Raw genomic sequence first — 19,580 nt, forward strand, 5'->3', positions numbered from 1 at the left:
CGCGAATCAGTCGACCGCGGGCTCCTCGATCCCGAGCGCGCGTCCGACCACTTCCTCCGCGGCCGCCTGCACCCGGGCCAGATGTTCGGGCCCCTCGAACGATTCGGCGTAGATCTTGTATTTGTCCTCGGTGCCCGACGGGCGGGCCGCGAACCACGCGTTCTCGGTGGTGACCTTGACCCCGCCCAGCGCCGCGCCGTTGCCGCGGGCGCGGGTCTGCACCGACAGCACCGATTCCCCGGCGATTTCGGTGGCGGTGATGTCGTCCGGTGTCAGCGCGGCCAGCCGCCGCTTCTGCTCGGCATTCGCGACGGCGTCGATGCGCGCGTAAGCCGGTGTGCCGTAACGCTTTTCGAGTTCGGCGTAGCGCGCCGACGGACTCTGGCCGGTGACCGCGGTGATCTCGGCGGCCAGCAGCGCGAGCAGGATGCCGTCCTTGTCCGTGGTCCACACCGTGCCGTCGTGGCGCAGGAACGAGGCCCCGGCGCTCTCCTCACCACCGAAAGCCAGGGAACCGCTGAACAATCCGGGGACGAACCATTTGAAGCCGACCGGCACCTCGTGGGTCTGCCGGCCCAGCACGCCGACCACGCGATCGATCATCGAGGAGGTCACCGCGGTCTTGCCGATCTTGGTCAGCGCGTCCCACCCCATCCGGTTGGCGACCAGATATTCGATGGCGACCGCCAGGAAGTGGTTGGGGTTCATCAATCCCGCATCCGGTGTCACGATGCCGTGCCGGTCGGCGTCGGCGTCGTTGCCGGTGGAGATGTCGTAGTCGTCGCGGATCGCCACGAGCGAGGCCATCGCATAGCGCGAGGACGGATCCATCCGGATCTTGCCGTCGCTGTCGAGGGTCATGAACCGCCAGGTCGGGTCGACGAACGGGTTGACCACCTCGAGTTCGAGGTCGTAGCGCTGGCCGATCTCCTCCCAGTAGTCGACGCTCGCCCCGCCCATCGGGTCCGCGCCCAGCCGGATTCCGGCGCCGCGCACCGCGTCCAGATTCAACACGGCGGGCAGATCGGCGATGTACTGGTCGAGGTAGTCGTAGCGCTGCACACCGGTGGCCAGCGCGTGCTGCAGCGTGGTGCGTTTGATCCCGGCCAGCCCGCCGCGCAGCAGTTCGTTGGCGCGTTCGGCGATGGCGTCGGTCGCGACGGTGTCGGCCGGCCCGCCGTGCGGCGGGTTGTATTTGAAGCCGCCGTCGCGGGGCGGATTGTGCGAGGGCGTGACCACGATGCCGTCGGCCTGATGGCGGGTGCCGCCCCGATTGTGGCGCAGCACCGCGTGACTGAGCGCCGGGGTCGGCGTGTAGCGCCCGCGGCTGTCGATCACGGCGGTCACATCGTTGGCGGCCAGCACCTCCAGCGCGGTGGTCCACGCCGGTTCCGAGAGCGCGTGGGTGTCGCGAGCCAGATACACCGGGCCGGTGATGCCGCGGGTAGCGCGATACTCCACGATCGCCTGGGTGATCGCGAGGATGTGGGCCTCGTTGAACGCGCAATCGAGGCTCGAACCGCGATGTCCGGACGTGCCGAAGACCACCTGCTGCGCGGGTTCGGCAGGGTCGGGGATGCGGCTGTAGTACGCCGTCACCAGATGCGGCAGATCCTCGAGATCGCTGGCCCGGGCCGGTCGGCCGGCTCGATCGTGGGCCATGCTCGGGCCTCCCTTCCTCGGCGCCTGCGCCCGGCTCGTCATCACAATCACGGCGACACCCCGCCCGACTGCCACACCTGGACCGCGGACAGGGTCACGGTCCCGGATTCGAAGAGTTCGGCGTTGGCCACCACGAAATCGCGCAGCAGCTGCGAATCGTCGATGATCATCACCATCACGGGCAGGTTCTCGGCGAGATCCAGCATGCGGGTGGTGTGGATGCGCGAGGAGACGCCGTAGCCCTCCATACCGCGCCAGACGCTGGCCCCGGCCAGGCCGCTGTCGCGAGCCCGCCGCACGATCTCGTGGTAGCGGGGCCGATGCTTGTAGTGGTCGTCCTCACCCAGCAGCACCGTCAAGCGGGCAGCGGACCGCCAGCGTGGATCCGGCTGCCACGCATCGGCTTCGGTGACGATCTGCATCGCGGACTCGTCCGGTGCTTCACTCATCGCCAACCCCCTGTCGTCGTGCCGTACCAGTTGTCCGTTCTGCCGCGCCACGCGCTGTCACCACCGTCCGCCCACCGATCCGGGCGGCGGACCCACCACACCCGATCCGTGCAGTCTAGAGCGTCGTCCGATCGGGCGGAGCAGCGGTCGCATATGCCACAGAGAGCTGTCCAGACTAACGGATTCGCTTGCGACGAGCAAAAACTCGCCCGGGCCACGTTCGGCCCCTCCGGCGTGACCGCCACCGCGGCGCCGGTTCGCGAACCCACCTGGTGCACCTCCCTGCCCGACCGAATGTGTGCAGCCATGCTAACTGTCAGCGATCGAGCCGCGGCCCGGCATCCGGGTCGTGCGGGCCCGCCACACCGGCTGCGCGGCCCCGACCGGGCGATGTCCGGGCGACGGATTCGGCCTGCCCCGTTCGGCTCCCACCCCCGATCCGCCGTGCCGCCCACGCCGCGGCGGCACCCGTCCCCCACCGCTTCACCAGCGCCACCGTGCCGCTAGCCGTCGGTTTGCTCTCCGGCGGCACGGAGAGTAGCAACCGAATTCGCACCGGTTGCTGCCCGATGGGCGCCGGCGCATCGCGGCACCGTCCACGAAGTAGCCACCGAACGACGCTCGGGCGCGTCTCTCGTGTCGTCGCGGCCGGCCGGTGACTCCGGTGACGAGAGGACCCGTCGTGGATTCGATCGAGGGGCCCGTGCCGTACGCAACCGGGACTGCGGCGGACCCATTGACGGGCTTCCCCGAGGCGACCCGGACCGATAGACGACGGTGCCCCGGACTCGTCGAGTCCGGGGCACCCTATCCGATTGTCACGCAGGGCGATTCACCCCGCGACCGCGGCCGTGCTCAGTGCGCCAGCACCGGCTCGCCCTCGGCCGGAGCCGGTGCGGTGCTGGGCATCAGCACCGCCGCGGCGATCGCGCCGACCACGAAAATCGCTGTCGCCCACCAGAAGCTGGTGGTGTAGCTCTTGATCAGCGATTCGGCGACCGCGAGCTGGGTGGGCTGGCGGCCGGACAGGTAGTTCGCCGCCGCCGAGGACGCGATGGTGCTCAGCAACGCGGTACCGATCGAACCACCGACCTGCTGGCTGGTGTTCACCATCGCCGAGGCCACACCGGCGTCCTCGTGGTGCACACCGGCGGTCGAGCCCTGGAAGGCGGTCGACATGGCGCCACCGAGACCCAGGCCCAGCAGGATCAGCGCCGGGAGGATGTGCGAGGCGTAGCCGGTGTCCAGTCCGATGCGGGTCAGCCACGCCATTCCGGCGGCCGCGATCAGGAAGCCCGCGGCGACGGTGATCTTCGGTCCGATCTTGGGCAGCAGCAGCGAGGGCACCGTGGTCGAGGAGGCGATCATCGCCGCGATCATCGGCAGGAACGCGACGCCGGTCATGATCGGCGAGTACTTCAGCGTCAGCTGCATGTAGTAGGTCAGGAACAGGAAGATCGCGAACATCCCGATACCCATGACGAAAACCGTCATGTAGGAACCGGCCCGGGTGCGGTCGAGCAGGATCCGCAGCGGCAGCAGCGGATGCTCGACCCGGGTCTGGAGCCACGCGAACACGCCCAGCAGCACCGCGCCGCCGATCAGGAAGGCCAGGGTGAGCCCGTTGGACCAGCCGTGCGATTCCGCGTGCGAGAAGCCGTAGACGATGCCGAACAGGGCGGCACTGACCGTGACCGTGCCCGGGATGTCGAGCTTGGGCCGGTGCTCGGCGGTGTGCTTGGCCAGCAGCAGCACGGCGCCGACCAGCGCGACCGCGGCGAAGATCAGGTTGACGTACATCACCCAGCGCCACGAGGCCCATTCGGTGAGCGCGCCGCCCAGCAGCAGGCCGAGCGCACCACCGGTACCGGCGACGGCACCGAAGATGCCGAAGGCCTTGGCACGCTCCGACGGTTCGGTGAAGGTCACCGTCAGCAGCGACAACGCGGCGGGCGCGAGGAGCGCGCCGAACACACCCTGGGCGACGCGAGCCACCACGAGCATTTCGAAGCCGTTGGCCGCGCCACCGACCGCGGAGGCGACCGCGAAGCCGACCAGTCCGATGATGAAGGTCGTGCGCCTGCCGAACAGGTCGCTCAGCCGGCCGCCCAGCAGCAGGAGGCTGCCGAAGGCCAGGGCGTAACCGGTGACCACCCACTGGCGGTCGGCGTTGGAGAAGCCGAGATCCAATTGAGCCTCGGGAAGTGCGATATTCACCACGGTCGCGTCCAGCACGACCATCAGCTGGGCGACGCCGAGCACGGCGAGCACCCACCAGCGCATTGCATGCGAGCCACGGCGGCCCGCGGAGCCGGACGAATGCCTCGACGGCAGGTCCGACCGGCTCTTTTCGAGATCGATCGCGGAAGTCATGGGGTTCCTTGTCCGACGGCGGTTGAGGTGGAAGTTGAAGTGGAGGAGTCACCTCCGCTTGCATGGAAAGCTATCACGATAACGGAGAGAGCGCCTCCGGTTAATCCCCGAACTTGGTAATATCGCGGTGTGAATCACGCCACGGCCGCTCCCGCTCCCCGGCGCCTGCGCGCCGATGCCGCCCGCAACCACGCGCGGATCCTCAGAGCGGCCAGAGAGCTGTTCGCCGATCGCGGCCTGGAGGTGACCCTCGACGACGTGGCGGAGGCGGCCGGCGTGGGCGTGGGCACGGTCTACCGGCGCTTCGCGAACAAGCAGGAACTCATCGGCGAGGTCTTCGACCAGACCGTCACCGATATGGCCGACGCCACCGAGGCCGCCTACGCCGATCCCGACACCTGGCACGGACTGACCGTGCTGTTCGAGTGGTGCTGCGAACATATGGCCAGCAACCGGGGCTTCGGCGAGGTGATGCTCGAACTGCCCGACGCCATGGAGCGCTTCGTCTCGGTCCGCGAGCGGATCAAGCCGATGGTCACCCGCCTGTTCGACAAGGCCGTCGCCGAGGGCGTGCTGCGGCCCGGCATCGCCGCGTCGGACTTCTTCGCGATGATCAACATGGTGGAGGCGATCGCAAGTTTCGCCAAGCCGGTGAATCCCGATGTCTGGCGGCGCTACATGGGCATCGTCCTGGACGGCGTGCGCGGCGACTGCATTCCGCGGCAACCGCTGACGGTCCCACCGCTGGACGACGAGGACGTCGACCAAGCGAAGGAAGCCGTATTCGCCTGCCGCAGAAGGTAATTCCCCGTCGGCCACCGTGCACCCGCCAACGTTACCGAGCGATCACCCCACACCGTAAGTACCGCGCCTCGATCTCGGACGTGTGATCGGACACGTTCGCGCTCGAACGAGGGCTGGCGCACAGTTCGGCCATGTTCTAAAGTTGGACGCATGACCAATTCGTGGGTGAACTGGGCCGGCGATCAACGGTGCGCGCCGGCGACCTACGCCGCTCCGCGCACACGTGACGACGTCGCCGAACTTCTGGCCCGGGCCGAGACCGAGGGCCATACCGTGCGCGTGGCCGGAGCCGGGCATTCGTTCACCGACACCGTGCTCACCGACGGCACCCTGCTGCAGCTTTCGCAGCTGAACAGGATTCTGCAGGTCGACCGCGCCACCGGCCTGGCGCGGGTGGAGGCGGGTGCGACGCTGAACGAGCTGAGTACCGCCCTGCACCCGCTCGGCCTGGCCTTCCCCAACCTCGGCGACATCGACGTGCAGTCGATCGCCGGGGCGACCGCGACCGCCACCCACGGCACCGGCGCGGCACTGCAGAACATCTCCGCCGCACTGCATTCGGTGGAACTGATGCTCGCCGACGGGAGCGTGGTCGAACTCGACGAACGCAGCGACCCCGACGGCTGGCGCGCGGCCCGGGTGAACCTCGGCGCGCTCGGCGTGGTGACCGCGGTGACGCTGCAGCTGGTGCCGTCGTTCGTCCTCGAGGGAGTCGAGCGGCCCGTTCCGGTCGAGGAGGTGCTGACCGATCTCGACGAATTCGTCGACGGCAACGAACATTTCGAGTTCTACATGTTCGCGCACAGCCCACTGGCGATGACCAAGCGCAACAACCGCGTCCAGCTCGCCGAACAGCCCCGGGCCAAGGCCGTGGACTGGTTCGCCGACATCCTGATGTCCAACCACACCTTCGACGCGCTGTGCCGCCTCGCCCGCCGGCAGCCGAGCCTGATCCCGTGGATCCACCGGGGCGCGGCCTATGCCGGCAGCTACCGCCGCCAGATCGACCGCTCCTACCGAGTCTTCGCCTCCCCCAGGCTGATTCGCTTCACCGAGATGGAATACGCCATCCCGCGCGAATACGCCGTCGACGCCATTCGCGAGATCAAAGCCGTTGGGCAGCACTTTGATTCGCCGATGCCGACCGAGGTACGGTTCGTGGCGCCCGACGACGCGTTCCTGTCCCCCGCCGGGGGTCGCGACACCTGCTACATCGCCGTGCACCAATACCGCGGGATGGAATACGAACCGTATTTCCGTGCCTGCGAAGCGATTTTCGATCGCTACCACGGCCGCCCGCACTGGGGTAAGCGCCACTTCCAGACCGCGGAAACACTGCGCGGGCGCTATCCGGAGTGGGATCGCTTCCAGGATGTGCGGCGGCGGCTGGATCCGAAGGGGCGCTTCGCCAACGCCTACGTCGAACGGGTTCTCGGGCCCCTCGACTGAACGGGCTGTTTCGGGTGCGCCCGCTACTTCGCCCGCGCGGTGCGCCCGCGATCGGCGAGCCGCAATTCCAGCGACACCGGCACGGCATCGACCTCCAGCGCCTGCCGCAGCCGGCCCACCGCGTCGGAGAGAATGCGCCGGCGCAGCGCGGTCAGATCGGCGTCGGGCTCCGCCGTGACCACCAGGTGCAGTTCCGGTGCGCGACCCGGACCCGACAGCCTGGCCTGCACCGACCGCACCTCCGGATAGGACTCGATATCGGTCGCCACCGGGGCGGCCGCGACATTCGAATCCATCAGCGTCTCACCGGAATTACCGACCGTCCCGATATGCCAGCGCATCCGCGCCGGCAGCCGCGCGAATTGGGCGGCCAGCCAGCGCAGCGCCGCCAGCCCCACGACCACCGCGCCCGCCACCACCGCCACGAACACCCACTGCGACGGCTCGGCGGTGCCGGGCACCAGCGGCGCATCCCGATCGACCCAGTGCAGCACGCCGGCGTACGCGAGAATGGCGTAGGCGCCCGCGAGAATCAGCGCCAGCCCGATGAGCGCGAGCAACGCCCGGTTGAGCCGTGCAGGACGATTGGCCGAACTCGAACTCACAACACCTCCTGTGACCTGCGGGACACCCGCACCCGGTCGGTGTCGCGAGCCGCTGCGCGATTGTCGCTCACGACACCTCCTGTGACCTGCGGGACACCCGCACCCGGTCGGTGTCGCGAGCCGCTGCGCAATTGTCCGCTCACAACACCTCCTTGCGAACGTGCACTCGCTTGTCCACCCGCTCCGGCTGCTGCGCCGCGCGCAGGCGGGTGCTGACGGGCGGGGCGGATTTCGGGGCGATGCGGGCCAGGCGATCGGCGACGGCGGCGTTGACCGTCTGCTCCAGATCGGCGTGGTCGGGGTGGGCGGCACGGCCGCTGACCCGAATGTTCTTGCGGCCGCGTCGAACTCGCGCCGCTTCGAGACCGGCGACCGAGCCCGCGGCATCGTGCAGGGCGCCGTCGAGACTGCGCCGGGTGATACCCGCGTCCATCCCTTCCTCGGCGACCAGCGCTTCCACCACGCGCCGCCCGGGCAGCAGCGCCGCGAGCAACAGCACCGCACCGAGCACCGCCAGCGCGATGCCGACACCGAGCACCCAGTAGCTGTGCCAAGTCGTGTCGTGCAGATGCACCGCGATGCTGTGGTAGGACACCAACTCCTTCGCATTGCCCAGGTTCTGGATCAGCGACACCGCCACGAGGACGGCGATCACCAGCAGCGCCACCGCGACCAGTACGGCCGGGGTGATGCGCCGGGGCCTGCGGTTCATCGCAACCCCCCGGCGGGTTCGATCGTGTTGACCAGCTCGGAGACCTCGATGTCGACGCGCGGAACCACCAGCCCGGACAGTTCGTGGGTGCGCCGCATCAGATGCTCGCGGCACGCCTCGGTGACCACCGCGACCGGCGTCGGATAGCGGACCGGAAGGCGTACCCGCAGCACGGCGGTATCCGCCGTGACGCGGGCGGACACCTCGGGCCCGGCGGCGACACCGTCGACCTCGCGCGCCGCGCGGGCCGCCAAGCGCCGCACCGCACGCTCGGACACCGTGGTGCGCCCCCGGAACTCGGCCGCGGAGAGCAGCGACGCCGGCGCCGTCTCCGCGGCGGCGCTCATTTCCGGCCCCGATCCTGCGCCGAACGGATCAGGCCGGACAGGTCGACATGGCCGTCGAGCCAGCGGCCGATCACCAGTCCCAGCGCACCGAAGATCAGCACCACCGCGAAGGCCCCGAAACCGCCGAACGCGGCGGCGAAACCGAGGGAGAGACCGAAGATCAGGCAGATCGTGGTGGCGTTCATATCACTGCACCCGTTCGCGAGCCGGCGGCTGATCCTCGTCCTCTTCGATGAAGACGTCGTTGACGTTGATGTTCACCTCGACCACCTCGAGTCCGGTCATCTGCTCGATCGCGGTGATGACGTTGCGGCGCACCGCGCGAGCCAATTCGGCGATGGACACGCCGTATTCGACGACGATCTCCAGGTCCACCGCCGCCTGCGTCTCGCCGACCTCGACCGAAACCCCTTGTCCCACACTGGCCGAAGCACCGGGGATACGATCGCGGAAGGCGCCGAACGCGCGCGCCGCGCCACCGCCGAGGTTGTGCACGCCGCGCACCTCGCGGGTCGCCAGCCCGGCGATCTTCTGGACGACGGCGTCGGCGATGGCGGTGGTGCCCTGATCACTGACCAGCGCGCTGCTGGTCCGGGCGGGCGCTTTGGCCGCGGCTCCGCCCTGGCCCGCGCCGCCCCCGGTGTCCTTACCCGCTTCGGCCTTGGCGTTCTCCGCGCCCTTACCGGCTGTCGTGCTGGTCATGATTACCTCCAGTTCAGTTCCCTTGCGGTACAGCGGATAACGAACCTTCACTAGTTACGACCCCCCGGACGGCGAAATGTCACGGGGCGAGATCGATGATCTAGGTAACCGCGGTGTCGAACGCTTCCGCGTCCAGATCGGTGACCACGATGCGCAGGCGCGCACCGGCCCACCGGGTGGCGGCCTGCAGTTCACCCACGGCCGCGGCGAGCTTGTCCAGCAGTGGCGGCAGCGGCAGCGCCGAGGCGATCACCCGGATCTCGACGACCTCGGCGCTCACGTCCACCGCCGAGCGCGGGCCCAGCCGCGGCACCCAGTCGGCGAGGTCGACGCCCGCCGGCACGGCCGGACGCAATCCCGGCACCGATTCGATCGCGGCGACGATGTCACCGGCCAGCTCGTCCTCGCTCACGGCCGCCGTCACGACGCTCCCGGTGCGATGTCGAGAATCGCCACCGACACGGCGTCGACGAGCATCCCGGTCTGTTGCGCGACCATCCGGACCACCTCCTGCTGTACCGCCTGCCCGACCTCGCCGACCTGGCATCCGCCCCGCACCGACAGGTCGACCTGCACCTTCAGCCAGCCACCGCTGTGGCGGACGCGCACGCCCGCACCGGGTGCGATGTCCTGGCTGCTCCACCACTGCCGTCCCGTCCGGGCCAGGTGGCCGAGCAAACCGAGCACACCGGGCTCCAGCCGCGCCACCCCGGGAACCGAGGCCGCGGCCCGAGCCGCTACTGCAGCGATTACCGCATCCGAAGCGATATATTCCGCTTTCTCCGCGAATCCCGCGCTCACGGCTCCTCCTGGTAGACGTCGACCACGGTGATGTCGAGCCGCTCCAGCGCCAGACCGGCGCGGGCCGTGGCCGCCGCCCGCACTCGTTCGCGCACCTGCGGAACGACGCGTTCGACCGTGGTGTCGCCGTGCCGGAGCGAGATCGACAGCGCCACCGTGATCGCGTGGCGGCCGTCGGGATCGGACCCGTGGTCGTCGATGCGGCAGCTGCGGGCGCGCACACCCGGCACGGTGTCGGCCGCATAACGCAGCACCGCCGCGATGGCCTGCTCGCTCACCTCGATCGAGCCCGGATGGGGCGTGGTGAGGCTCACCATGCGTCCGCGCCGGACCTCGGCCCGTACGGCCGACATGATCCGGTCGAACATCGCGGGCGGCGGGGGATCCGGCTCGTCGACGAGTTCGCGGGTGGCGGCGCGCAGCATGAGCAGACTCTCGCGCGCGGCCTCGCAGTGCGGGCACTCCGATTCGTGTTCGTCGGCCAGCCCCGCCTCCACGGCGTCGAGCCGGTCCCACACCTGTTCGACGCTGCGCCCGCAGGGCAGCGTGTAGTCGCTGTCGGTCATCTCCTTCAGCGCCACGGCTTCATCACCTCCGCCAATTGCGCCCGGGCTCGGGCGATCCGCCCCCGAACCGCGGTGGTGTTGGTGCCGACGATCTCGGCGATCTCCTCGTAGGAGCGGCCGTGCACCTCCCGCAGCAGCCAGCAGGCACGCTGTTCGGGGGTCAGCCGCTGCAACGCCGCGGTGAGCGCGGCCATCTGGTCGTGCACCTGTGCCGCGTGTTCGGGCTGGGTCGCACGTTGCGGCGATTCCGTGGTGTCGAGATCCACGTCGGCGCGGTCCGGCCGGGACCGGATGACGTTGAGGCACCGATTGGTGGTCATCCGGTACAACCACCCCGAGAAGGCGCTGTCGTCCTGCAATTGAGCCAAGCGGCGCCACGCGGTGAGGAACACCTCCTGGATGACGTCCTCCGCCTCGGACCGGTCGGCCAGCATCCGCGCCGCCAACCGGAACATCGCTCCCTGATATCGCAGCACCAGTTGCTCGTAGGCCCGGACATCGCCGTCACGTGCGCGCCCGGTCAGGGTGGCGTCGTCCAGCGCTGCCTCGGGTGCCGTTGCCGCCTCGGTCACACAGCACCTCCTCCGCTGCTCGAATCGATAGACACCGGCCGGCAGGAATCCTCACGTTGGATTATGCGTGATCGGCGTCTCACGAGTCGCGGACCGCGGATTCCGTGTCCGGATCGACAGCTGAGCGGACTCGGGCGCGGAGGTTATTCGTTGACCAGCCGTAAGGCGGGAGTGCGCGCGGCGCGCCGGTCGACCAGCCACACCTGCACGCTCTGATCGATTGCCGGACTGAGGGTTTGGATCTCGACCTCGACCTCGCCGCGTTGCGGATGGTCGATGTGCAGCGCCCCGGACCGGAATTCGGTGACCCGGTGTTCCCGCCAGCGGCAGGAGAATTCCGGAAATCGGTGCAATCCCTGGATCAGCGCGTCGAGCCCGGGATCGTCGGGCCAGTGGGTGCGCGCCGAACGCAGCGTCGACACCATCATCTCCGCGGCGACCGGCCAGTCCCGCCACCGCTGCGGCGCCTGCGGATGCGCGAAGAAGTAGGTGGCCAGATTGTGTTCGGCGGCCTCGTCGAGCAGTCCCAGCGGTTCGGCGAAATCGCGCCACGCCGGATTCCAGGCGAGGATGTCGAGCCAGCGGCCGACGACGAAGGCCGGGGTGGGATGCATCGCGTCGAGGACGGCCTGCACGGTATCGGTGACCTGTTCCCGCGCCTGACCCGAGGACGGGCATTCGCGCGCGTGTTCCATTCCGACCGCGAGATTGCCGAAATGGTGGCGTTCGACCTCGTTGAGCCGCAGCGCCTCGGCCAGTGCACCGAGCACCGCCATCGACGGGTTGGTATCGCGGCCTTGTTCGAGGCGGGCGAGATAATCGACACTCACCCCGGCCAGCGCCGCGACCTCTTCGCGCCGCAGTCCGGGGGTGCGTCGCCGGCGGCCGACCGGCAACCCGACATCCTCGGGTTGCAGCTGAGCCCGCCGCGCGATGAGAAACTCACCGAATTCCGATCGTGCCACCACACCATCCTGTATCTGTCCGGGCCCCCTTATCCACGCCCTGGCAGTCCCAGGATAACCGCGGTGTGGCTAACCGGACCACGGTCCGCAAATCTGGTGGACATGACCACTTCCGAGCAGACCACTCTCGCTACCGGTTCCTGGACCCTGGACCCCGCCCACTCCTCGGTGAACTTCACCGTCCGCCACCTGGGCATCTCCAAGGTCCGCGGCCGCTTCAACAACTTCGAGACCAGCTTCGTCGTGGACGCCTCGGGTGCGGCCACCATCGAGGCCACCATCTACCTCGACTCGTTCGACACCGGCAACTCCCAGCGCGACGAGCACGTTCGCAGCGCGGAGCTGCTCAACGTCACCGAGCGCCCCACCCTGCACTTCAAGGCCGTCGAGCCGGTGCGGGTGGCCGAGGAGTTCGAGGTCACCGGTGAGGTGACCCTGGGCGGCGTGACCAAGCCCGTCACCCTCGACGTCGAGTGGGGCGGCGTACAGCCGTTCGCGGACGGCAGCCGCCACGCCGGCTTCACCGCCACCGGCGCCATCAAGCGCAGCGAATTCGACGTCGCCCCCGGCCTGCCCACCGCCATGCTCAGCGACAAGGTCGCCATCGAGCTCGACATCCAGCTCGTCGAGCCGCAGGCCTAGTCCACACCGATCACGGTCACACCGCTACGGCCGCGCCGCCGGGCGGAACACAGCACCTGCCGGTCCGGTTCTCCGGGCCGGCAGTCGCGTATCCGGGGCGATCGGCGGCCGGCGGTATCACGGCAGCAGACCGCAGCGGCGCGCCCGCACCACCGCCTCGTGCCGGGTGTGGGCGCCGAGTTTCGTCATGGCACTGCGCAGATAACTCTTCACCGTTTCCGGGCGCAGCGAAAGCCGCTGCGCCGCTTCGCTGTTCGTACAACCGAGGGCGACATACGACAACACGTCCAGCTCGCGCGGGGACAGCCCGGGCGCGGCGTCCGCCGCCACGGGGTCATCGGACCCGCCCATCAGGCGCACCAGGGTGTCCGATACCGCACGCAGCCGCTTGCGGGCCTCGGCGTCGGTGAGCGTCTGCGCGATCCCGCGCACCTCGGCGTGCAGATCCCGAAGTTGTTCCGCGACAACGGTATCCGGCGCGGGAGCGGTGGTGATCTCCGAGTTCCCACGCGCCGCCGCCTGCAGGCGCAGCCGCCGGTCCACCTCGTCGCGCACCGCCAGCTCCACCGCCAGCCGCCGGCTCGACCGCAGCACCAGCTCGGCGATCCGATCGCCGATAGGTCCCGGTTCGCGACTCGCGACGTAGAGCACGGCCCGGGAACTCCCGTCCACCACGACCGGTACCCCGACCACCGCGCGCAGCCCCTCCATCGAGACGGGCGCGTCGTAGTGATGGGTGATGGTCGCGGCCGCCCGATAGTCCGCGACCGAGGTCGGACGCCGGCTCGCGACGGCCGCGCCACCCACCCCCGAGGTCGGCGAGACCACCAGTCCGCGCATCGCGGCGGTCCGCGTGCCGAAGAACTCGCTCAGGATCAGCGCCCCGTCGCAGACCTCTCCCCCGAACACCACCGGCATGCCGGACAGGGCCGAGACCTGCCGCAACTCGGCCCGCAACGCATCGGCGTCGCGCGGGCGGAGCAGATCGGCGGCGGCCATCGGCGTTACCCCTTTCCGGGGGTGGTGGAGAGCAAAGTGTGACGTGAATCCTATATCCGTGAACGCGAGTATGGGCCGGGTCCGGCCGGTCAGTTATACGCACGGGGTATGGGATGTGCCGCTGCTGGGCGAGACGATCGGGGCGAATCTCGATCGCACGGTGGCCGTCCACGGTGATCGAGACGCACTCGTCGACCGGGTGACCGGAGTGCGCTGGACCTACCGCGAATTCGCCGCCGAGGTCGACGCGGTGGCTCTCGGGCTGCTGGCGTCCGGGATCGGCAAGGGTGATCGGGTCGGCATCTGGTCGCCCAATCGCGCCGAGTGGACGCTGGTGCAGTTCGCCACCGCGAAGATCGGCGCGATCCTGGTCAACATCAATCCGGCCTACCGCAGCGAGGAAGTGCGCTATGTGATCACCCAGGCCGGGATCCGGATGCTGATCTCGGCGCGGGCGCACAAGAGCTCGAACTACGCGGAGATCATCGGCCGGGTGCGGCCCGAATGCCCGGAGCTGGAGCGGGTGGTCCTGTTCGACAGCGCCGAATGGGAGGCGCTGGTCGCCGCCGGTCGCGCGGCCGATCCCGCGCGCCTGGCCGAGGCCGGAGCCCGGCTCGCCGCCGATGATCCGATCAATATCCAATACACCTCGGGCACAACGGGTTTTCCCAAGGGTGCGACGCTGTCGCATCACAACATCCTCAACAACGGCTATTTCGTCGGGGAACTGTGCGGCTACACCGAGGCCGACCGGATCTGTATTCCGGTGCCGTTCTACCACTGCTTCGGCATGGTGATGGGCAATCTGGCGGCGACGAGTCACGGTGCGGCCATGGTGATTCCGGCGGCGTCCTTCGAACCGCGGGCCACCCTCGCCGCGGTCGCCGAGGAAGGTTGCACCTCGCTGTACGGGGTGCCGACGATGTTCATCGCCGAACTGGCCGATCCGGACTTCGAATCCTTCGACCTGAGTTCGCTGCGCACCGGCATCATGGCCGGCTCCCCGTGCCCGGTCGAGGTGATGAAGCAGGTGATCGAGCGAATGGGCATGGCCGAGGTGTCCATCTGCTACGGCATGACCGAAACCTCCCCGGTGTCGACTCAGACCCGTCGCGACGACACCATCACCCAGCGCACCGCCACGGTCGGCCGGGTGGGCCCGCATCTCGAGATCAAGATCGTCGATCCCGACACCGGGCTGACCGTCCCGCGCGGTGAACCGGGTGAGCTGTGCACGCGCGGCTATTCGGTGATGCTCGGCTATTGGAACGATCCGGACAAGACCGCCGAGGCGATCGACGCCGCCCGCTGGATGCACACCGGCGATCTGGCCACCATGGACGACGACGGGTACGTCGCGATCACCGGCCGGATCAAGGACATGGTGATCCGCGGCGGCGAGAACATCTATCCGCGCGAGATCGAGGAATTCCTCTACACCCACCCCGACATCCTCGACGCCCAGGTCGTCGGGATCCCGGATCCGAAATACGGTGAGGAATTGGTGGCCTGGATCCGGATGCGCGAGGGCGCGGCCGCATTGGACGCGCAGACGCTGGCGCAGTTCTGCGGCGGCCGCCTGGCCTATTACAAGATTCCGCGCTACGTCCACGTCGTCGACGAATTCCCGATGACGGTCACCGGCAAGGTGCGCAAGGTCGATATCCGCTCGACCTCGGTCCGCCTGTTCGGCGGGCCGGAGCAGGATCAGCAACAGACAGGAGTGCAGTGATGACGTCCAACACCGAGGTGTATCGCCAGGCGCGCGACCGGCTGGTCGAGCTGGCGACCGACTACGACACCGCGGTTCGGACGTTCGAATGGCCTCGGCTGACCGGCACGTTCAATTGGGCCGTGGACTGGTTCGACGTGATCGCGCGCGGCAACGACCGCACCGCGCTGTGGATCGTCGAGGAGGACGGCAGCGAACTGCGGGTGAGTTTCGACGAGATGGCGCGGCGCTCGGATCGGGTGGCGACCTGGCTCGCCGAACTCGGTGTGCGCCAGGGTGATCGGGTCATCCTGATGCTGGGCAACCAGGTCGAACTGTGGGAGTCGATGCTCGCCGTCGCCAAGCTCGGCGCGGTGGTCATGCCCACCACGGGCGCACTCGGGCCGGCCGATCTGATCGACCGGATCACCCGGGGCGAGGTGCGTTTCGTCCTCACCAACGCTCGCGACACCGCGAAATTCGACGAGGTCCCCGGCGACTACCGGCGCATCGCGGTCGGCGGTCCGGTCGAGGGCTGGCACGACTACGCGGAGGCTGCCGCGGTCGAGTCCGCGGGTCCCTTCCCCGCCGTGACGCAGGTGGGCGACGAACTGCTGGTCTATTTCACCTCCGGCACGACGAGTAAGCCGAAGATGGTGCAGCACAACCAGACCAGCTATCCGGTCGGACATCTGAGCACCATGTACTGGATCGGCGTCCGTCCCGGCGACGTGCATCTCGCGATCAGCGCGCCGGGCTGGGCGAAGCACGCCTGGAGCTGTTTCTTCGCACCCTGGATCGCCGAAGCGACGATCTTCGTCTACAACTACGGCCGGTTCGACGCCGAGGCGCTGCTCGGGCAGCTGCGCCGAGCGGAGGTCAACACCTTCTGTGCGCCGCCGACGGTGTGGCGCATGCTGATTCAGGCCGACCTCGGCGAGCGTCCGTCCGGACTGCGCGAAATCCTCGGCGCCGGCGAACCACTCAATCCCGATGTGATCGCCCAGGTGGAAAACGCCTGGGGTCTGACCATCCGGGACGGATTCGGGCAGACCGAGACCACCCTGCAGATCGCCAATACCCCCGGACAACCGGTCAAGGCCGGCTCGATGGGCCGCCCCATGCCGGGGGTGCCGGTGGTGCTGGTCGATCCGGTCACCGGCCTGCCCGCCGAGGAGGGCGAAATCTGCCTGGATCTCAGCGCCCATCCGGTCAATCTGATGAACGGCTATCTCCAGGATCCGGAACGGAACGCGGCGGTGATGGCGGGCGGCTATTACCACACCGGCGATGTGGCGGCACGCGACGACGACGGCTACATCACCTACATCGGCCGGACCGACGACGTGTTCAAATCCTCCGATTACAAGGTTTCGCCGTTCGAACTCGAAAGTGTGCTGATCGAACATCCGGCGGTGGTGGAGGCCGCGGTGGTACCGCAACCCGACGACACCCGCCTGGCCGTCCCCAAGGCGTATGTCACGCTGGCCGCCGGCTGGGAACCCGACCGCGAAACCGCACGGGCCATCCTGGAATACGCGCGCGATCACCTCGCACCGTATCTGCGGGTGCGGCGGATCGAATTCACCGAATTGCCCAAGACGATCTCGGGCAAGATCCGCCGCGTCGAGCTGCGGCAGCGCGAGGAGGCCGCCCATGCCGCCGGCACCGGCATCGCGCAGGAATTCCGCTACGAGGATGTGCTTGCCCAACCGACCGTTTAGCGGTTCGTGACAGCTTTGCCGATGTGTTGCTCGCCGCCGGAGACTTGCCGGCGGCGCTACACTTTCGGTGAATAGTTTGGTCGAAACCGCCTGCGGGTACAGAATTCTCACGCAGATTCCTCACGGCCGTCGAAATGTGAAAATGGCACATTTGCCCGGATGTGGCGCGTTCGGCGCTGGCCCGATTGTGACAGCGTGACAAGACTGACGAAGTACGCGCAGCGCGTTCCGGATGTGTAGCTACGACCGATGGGAGAGCACCGTGTTGTACACCTTCGAAACCGCCACCCAGTACGTGATCGCCGAACTGGAGGCCAAGGGCACGGCTACCCGCGAAGACTTCGATGTACCGGCCATCGTCGCCACCTCCCACGCCATCGCCGAGAGCTGGGATTTCCAGGCACTGGACCGGCATACGTTCTGGAGTATCGCGGCGAGCAATCTGCGGGCATAGCGCAGCCCGCGGTGCCGCTCGATCACCCATCTCGGCGACGGTGGCTACACCCGCACGCCGAGGCCGGTGATCGAGCGAAGCGCTCCGCGGCCACGCAGCCCCGCGATCAGGGGCCGTCCGGTGAACTAGGCCTGACAGTCGGCCGATCCCGCAGTGCGCGTGTGCGCCACCATCGACCAGCGCCGCGCCGCACGCCGCATCGAGCCGGCGTCCGCATAGCCGAGCAACACCGCCTGCCGCTCCCGGCTCAGCGGTCCCGCGGCCTGGGCCCGGGCCAAGCGGGCTCGATCCAATTCGCGCCGCCACGTGGTTCCCGCCTCGGACAGCCGCCGCTGCAGGGTGCGCGGACTGATGGCGAGCCGCCGCGCCACCTGCTCGAGCGATACCTCGCCGTCGGCGAAGGCGTCGGCCAAGGCCCGCGAGACCCGCTCCGGCCAGGCGGAGGCCAGTGGCGGTGGCGGCGGGAGCGCGGCGGCCAGCGGTTGCAGCACATCCGCGAGCACCGGATCGGCGGTGGTCAGCGGCAGATCCATATCGGCCGACCGAAAGGTCATCGAATCCACCGGGGCACCGAATTCCACCTCGGCCGAACCGAATACCTCGGCGAACGCCTCCAGGCGACGCGGCGCCGGCTGTCGCAGCGCTACCCGGACCGGGTCCAGCGGTGCCGCGACGACGCGACGGGCACGCGTCAGCACGGCGACCAGTCCCCACAGTTGCACCAGTTCTCGGCCGCGCCCGTCACCCTCGATCATGTCCAGGTACAGCGTGGTTTCGGCCTCGTTCTCGACCACCAGATCGAAACGGTGATTGGTGGTCACGGCCGTGACGTACGGGCCGCAGGTCGCCAGGCCGGCGCCCACGGTCGGCGCACTGGCGAACAGATAGTCGTAGAGCCGGGTGGCGGCGAGCTGATATCTGCTGGCCACATGCAGCGCCACGTCGGGATCGTCGAGCCAATTCTCCCCGATCTCCCACAACCGGGAAAAGACCCGCGCGGGCACATGCACGCCTTCGCCGGCCAGTGTCCATTCCGGTAGTTCGCATTCGCGCAGCAGTCGGTCACGATCGATCCCGGCGTCGGTCATCTGCGAGATCACGAAACGATGCAGCAATGTCTGGTCGGTACCCATATCCCTCCTGCCCTCATTCGCGTCCCCGAACACGTTGGAGGAAACGCTAATCACTCCGACCAGCGTTTCGACCGAAATTCACTCCGATTGTGGTGGTCAGCACGTTGCGGTAATAGATTGATCCTGGTCACCAGGCTTTCGATCCCGAATTGTGACAAAACCAGCCACGCCGTCCGATTCGTTCAAGACGGCACCGCCGGCGGCGCCCTACGGTGACGCCATGGCACCTCAACTCAACGCAATCGGCGTGGTCGTCTCCGATCTGACGGCCGCACTCGGCTTCTACCGGCGGCTCGGTCTCGAATTCGGCGAGGTCGTCGGGGGCGGGCACGTGGAAGCGCCGCTGCCCGGCGGATTCCGGCTGATGCTCGATTCCGAGGAGAACATCGCCCAGGACGTCGGCGGCGATCGGCGCTGGAACGCCGCGACCGGCCGGATCGGACTGGCCGTCGAATGCGGTTCGGCGGCCGAGGTCGACGCGGTATTCGACGATCTGGTCGCGGCCGGATACCACGGGGAGACGAAGCCCTTCGACGCCGTCTGGGGCCAGCGCTACGCCACCGTGCACGACCCCGACGGCAACGGCGTCGATCTCTACGCGCCGCTGGGCTGACCGTTCTCGGGGCGCGCGGCGGCCCCCCGGATACGGCCCGGAGATCGCCCGGTCAGCGCCCGGATCTCGCGGGTCATATGGGCCTGATCCGCATATCCGGCCAGCGCCGCGGTCTCGGCGAAACCCACACCCGCGCGAGTCAGATCCAGAGCTTTGCGCATCCGCAGCACGCGGGCCAGCATCTTCGGCCCGTATCCGAAGGCAGCGACCGAGAGCCGGTGCAGCCGCCGCGCACCCAGCCCCAGCGCGTCGGCGGTGGCCGCGACCGTCTCCCCCGCATCCAGCCGGCGCACGATC

At 68.6% G+C, this 19,580-nt stretch carries 23 protein-coding genes; 7 read left to right on the forward strand and 16 right to left on the reverse strand.

The window, feature by feature from the left end; all coding sequences use genetic code 11:
- Positions 1-6 precede the first annotated feature (6 nt).
- From pgm to ON23_RS20175, 3 genes are all read right to left on the reverse strand, one after another.
- Complete coding sequence (gene pgm, locus ON23_RS20165; protein WP_039780069.1) at positions 7-1,662, reverse strand: phosphoglucomutase (alpha-D-glucose-1,6-bisphosphate-dependent); 1,656 nt, start codon at positions 1,660-1,662, stop codon at positions 7-9.
- A gap of 47 nt (positions 1,663-1,709) precedes the next feature.
- Positions 1,710-2,111: a DUF190 domain-containing protein gene (locus tag ON23_RS20170; RefSeq protein ID WP_081879496.1), complete on the reverse strand. Its 402-nt coding sequence runs from the start codon at positions 2,109-2,111 to the stop codon at positions 1,710-1,712.
- An 855-nt stretch (positions 2,112-2,966) separates the two neighbouring features.
- The gene (locus tag ON23_RS20175) at positions 2,967-4,484 is read right to left on the reverse strand and encodes an MFS transporter (protein WP_039780071.1); all 1,518 of its coding nucleotides are present in this window, start codon (positions 4,482-4,484) and stop codon (positions 2,967-2,969) included.
- 129 nt (positions 4,485-4,613) lie between these two features.
- Between ON23_RS20175 and ON23_RS20180 the strand changes: the two genes are divergently transcribed.
- On the forward strand, positions 4,614-5,288 hold the full coding sequence (locus tag ON23_RS20180) for a TetR/AcrR family transcriptional regulator (protein WP_039780072.1): 675 nt from the start codon (positions 4,614-4,616) through the stop codon (positions 5,286-5,288).
- 150 nt (positions 5,289-5,438) lie between these two features.
- Entirely contained in the window at positions 5,439-6,737 is a 1,299-nt protein-coding gene (locus tag ON23_RS20185; RefSeq protein WP_039780073.1) for a D-arabinono-1,4-lactone oxidase, read from the forward strand.
- Positions 6,738-6,760: 23 nt separating this feature from the next.
- On the opposite strand, the gene ON23_RS20190 is transcribed toward ON23_RS20185, so the two are convergent.
- From ON23_RS20190 to ON23_RS20235, 10 genes are all read right to left on the reverse strand, one after another.
- Positions 6,761-7,342 (reverse strand): hypothetical protein, encoded by a 582-nt coding sequence (locus tag ON23_RS20190; RefSeq protein ID WP_039780075.1) that lies wholly within the window; start codon positions 7,340-7,342, stop codon positions 6,761-6,763.
- Positions 7,343-7,481: 139 nt separating this feature from the next.
- Positions 7,482-8,054, reverse strand: a complete 573-nt coding sequence (locus ON23_RS20195; RefSeq protein ID WP_051042936.1) for a DUF6286 domain-containing protein — start codon at positions 8,052-8,054, stop codon at positions 7,482-7,484.
- On the reverse strand, positions 8,051-8,401 hold the full coding sequence (locus tag ON23_RS20200) for a hypothetical protein (protein WP_039780076.1): 351 nt from the start codon (positions 8,399-8,401) through the stop codon (positions 8,051-8,053). The genes ON23_RS20195 and ON23_RS20200 overlap by 4 nt, the downstream gene beginning before the upstream one ends.
- Positions 8,398-8,586: a hypothetical protein gene (locus ON23_RS20205; protein WP_030515548.1), complete on the reverse strand. Its 189-nt coding sequence runs from the start codon at positions 8,584-8,586 to the stop codon at positions 8,398-8,400. The genes ON23_RS20200 and ON23_RS20205 overlap by 4 nt, the downstream gene beginning before the upstream one ends.
- A gap of 1 nt (position 8,587) precedes the next feature.
- The gene (locus tag ON23_RS20210) at positions 8,588-9,103 is read right to left on the reverse strand and encodes an Asp23/Gls24 family envelope stress response protein (RefSeq protein WP_039780090.1); all 516 of its coding nucleotides are present in this window, start codon (positions 9,101-9,103) and stop codon (positions 8,588-8,590) included.
- Positions 9,104-9,203: 100 nt separating this feature from the next.
- Positions 9,204-9,527 (reverse strand): hypothetical protein, encoded by a 324-nt coding sequence (locus ON23_RS20215; protein ID WP_223273912.1) that lies wholly within the window; start codon positions 9,525-9,527, stop codon positions 9,204-9,206.
- The gene (locus ON23_RS20220; protein WP_036509844.1) at positions 9,524-9,904 is read right to left on the reverse strand and encodes an Asp23/Gls24 family envelope stress response protein; all 381 of its coding nucleotides are present in this window, start codon (positions 9,902-9,904) and stop codon (positions 9,524-9,526) included. Before ON23_RS20220 ends, ON23_RS20215 begins: the two co-directional genes overlap by 4 nt.
- Positions 9,901-10,485: an anti-sigma factor family protein gene (locus ON23_RS20225; RefSeq protein WP_218001108.1), complete on the reverse strand. Its 585-nt coding sequence runs from the start codon at positions 10,483-10,485 to the stop codon at positions 9,901-9,903. Before ON23_RS20225 ends, ON23_RS20220 begins: the two co-directional genes overlap by 4 nt.
- Positions 10,476-11,042, reverse strand: coding sequence for an RNA polymerase sigma factor (locus ON23_RS20230; protein WP_083904102.1), 567 nt, complete (start codon positions 11,040-11,042; stop codon positions 10,476-10,478). Before ON23_RS20230 ends, ON23_RS20225 begins: the two co-directional genes overlap by 10 nt.
- A gap of 143 nt (positions 11,043-11,185) precedes the next feature.
- Complete coding sequence (locus tag ON23_RS20235; RefSeq protein WP_039780094.1) at positions 11,186-12,007, reverse strand: helix-turn-helix domain-containing protein; 822 nt, start codon at positions 12,005-12,007, stop codon at positions 11,186-11,188.
- Between the two features lie 102 nt (positions 12,008-12,109).
- Between ON23_RS20235 and ON23_RS20240 the strand changes: the two genes are divergently transcribed.
- Complete coding sequence (locus tag ON23_RS20240) at positions 12,110-12,649, forward strand: YceI family protein (protein WP_039780077.1); 540 nt, start codon at positions 12,110-12,112, stop codon at positions 12,647-12,649.
- A gap of 117 nt (positions 12,650-12,766) precedes the next feature.
- Here the strand turns inward: ON23_RS20240 and ON23_RS20245 are convergent, their stop codons facing one another.
- Positions 12,767-13,648: a LuxR C-terminal-related transcriptional regulator gene (locus ON23_RS20245; RefSeq protein WP_039780078.1), complete on the reverse strand. Its 882-nt coding sequence runs from the start codon at positions 13,646-13,648 to the stop codon at positions 12,767-12,769.
- Positions 13,649-13,718: 70 nt separating this feature from the next.
- On the opposite strand from ON23_RS20245, the gene ON23_RS20250 reads away from it, so the two are divergent.
- From ON23_RS20250 to ON23_RS20260, 3 genes are all read left to right on the forward strand, one after another.
- Positions 13,719-15,380, forward strand: a complete 1,662-nt coding sequence (locus ON23_RS20250) for an AMP-binding protein (RefSeq protein ID WP_039780079.1) — start codon at positions 13,719-13,721, stop codon at positions 15,378-15,380.
- Complete coding sequence (locus tag ON23_RS20255; protein WP_039780080.1) at positions 15,380-17,083, forward strand: AMP-binding protein; 1,704 nt, start codon at positions 15,380-15,382, stop codon at positions 17,081-17,083. The genes ON23_RS20250 and ON23_RS20255 overlap by 1 nt, the downstream gene beginning before the upstream one ends.
- Positions 17,084-17,345: 262 nt before the next feature.
- Positions 17,346-17,537: a hypothetical protein gene (locus tag ON23_RS20260; RefSeq protein ID WP_030515537.1), complete on the forward strand. Its 192-nt coding sequence runs from the start codon at positions 17,346-17,348 to the stop codon at positions 17,535-17,537.
- Between the two features lie 125 nt (positions 17,538-17,662).
- On the opposite strand, the gene ON23_RS20265 is transcribed toward ON23_RS20260, so the two are convergent.
- Complete coding sequence (locus tag ON23_RS20265) at positions 17,663-18,670, reverse strand: AraC family transcriptional regulator ligand-binding domain-containing protein (RefSeq protein ID WP_039780081.1); 1,008 nt, start codon at positions 18,668-18,670, stop codon at positions 17,663-17,665.
- 220 nt (positions 18,671-18,890) lie between these two features.
- Here ON23_RS20265 and ON23_RS20270 point away from each other — a divergent pair, with 220 nt between their 5' ends.
- The gene (locus ON23_RS20270) at positions 18,891-19,283 is read left to right on the forward strand and encodes a VOC family protein (RefSeq protein ID WP_083904103.1); all 393 of its coding nucleotides are present in this window, start codon (positions 18,891-18,893) and stop codon (positions 19,281-19,283) included.
- Here the strand turns inward: ON23_RS20270 and ON23_RS20275 are convergent.
- On the reverse strand, positions 19,265-19,580 hold a 316-nt coding region (locus ON23_RS20275), incomplete at its 5' end, for a helix-turn-helix domain-containing protein (RefSeq protein ID WP_157170249.1). The two genes, ON23_RS20270 and ON23_RS20275, sit on opposite strands and share 19 nt — an antisense overlap.

This window comes from Nocardia cerradoensis NBRC 101014 (genome assembly GCF_000308535.1).
GTDB classification, from domain to species: Bacteria; Actinomycetota; Actinomycetes; order Mycobacteriales; family Mycobacteriaceae; genus Nocardia; species Nocardia cerradoensis.

Bases quoted from the DNA above. Each gene is read 5' to 3' on its own strand.
- ON23_RS20170 (WP_081879496.1), bottom strand. From the start codon at position 2,111: ATGAGTGAAGCACCGGACGAGTCCGCGATGCAGATCGTCACCGAAGCC.
- ON23_RS20265 (WP_039780081.1), bottom strand. From the start codon at position 18,670: ATGGGTACCGACCAGACATTGCTGCATCGTTTCGTGATCTCGCAGATG.
- ON23_RS20195 (WP_051042936.1), bottom strand. From the start codon at position 8,054: ATGAACCGCAGGCCCCGGCGCATCACCCCGGCCGTACTGGTCGCGGTG.
- ON23_RS20175 (WP_039780071.1), bottom strand. From the start codon at position 4,484: ATGACTTCCGCGATCGATCTCGAAAAGAGCCGGTCGGACCTGCCGTCG.
- ON23_RS20245 (WP_039780078.1), bottom strand. From the start codon at position 13,648: ATGGCCGCCGCCGATCTGCTCCGCCCGCGCGACGCCGATGCGTTGCGG.
- ON23_RS20210 (WP_039780090.1), bottom strand. From the start codon at position 9,103: ATGACCAGCACGACAGCCGGTAAGGGCGCGGAGAACGCCAAGGCCGAA.
- ON23_RS20205 (WP_030515548.1), bottom strand. From the start codon at position 8,586: ATGAACGCCACCACGATCTGCCTGATCTTCGGTCTCTCCCTCGGTTTC.
- ON23_RS20240 (WP_039780077.1), top strand. From the start codon at position 12,110: ATGACCACTTCCGAGCAGACCACTCTCGCTACCGGTTCCTGGACCCTG.
- pgm (WP_039780069.1), bottom strand. From the start codon at position 1,662: ATGGCCCACGATCGAGCCGGCCGACCGGCCCGGGCCAGCGATCTCGAG.
- ON23_RS20255 (WP_039780080.1), top strand. From the start codon at position 15,380: ATGACGTCCAACACCGAGGTGTATCGCCAGGCGCGCGACCGGCTGGTC.
- ON23_RS20270 (WP_083904103.1), top strand. From the start codon at position 18,891: ATGGCACCTCAACTCAACGCAATCGGCGTGGTCGTCTCCGATCTGACG.
- ON23_RS20250 (WP_039780079.1), top strand. From the start codon at position 13,719: ATGGGCCGGGTCCGGCCGGTCAGTTATACGCACGGGGTATGGGATGTG.
- ON23_RS20185 (WP_039780073.1), top strand. From the start codon at position 5,439: ATGACCAATTCGTGGGTGAACTGGGCCGGCGATCAACGGTGCGCGCCG.
- ON23_RS20200 (WP_039780076.1), bottom strand. From the start codon at position 8,401: ATGAGCGCCGCCGCGGAGACGGCGCCGGCGTCGCTGCTCTCCGCGGCC.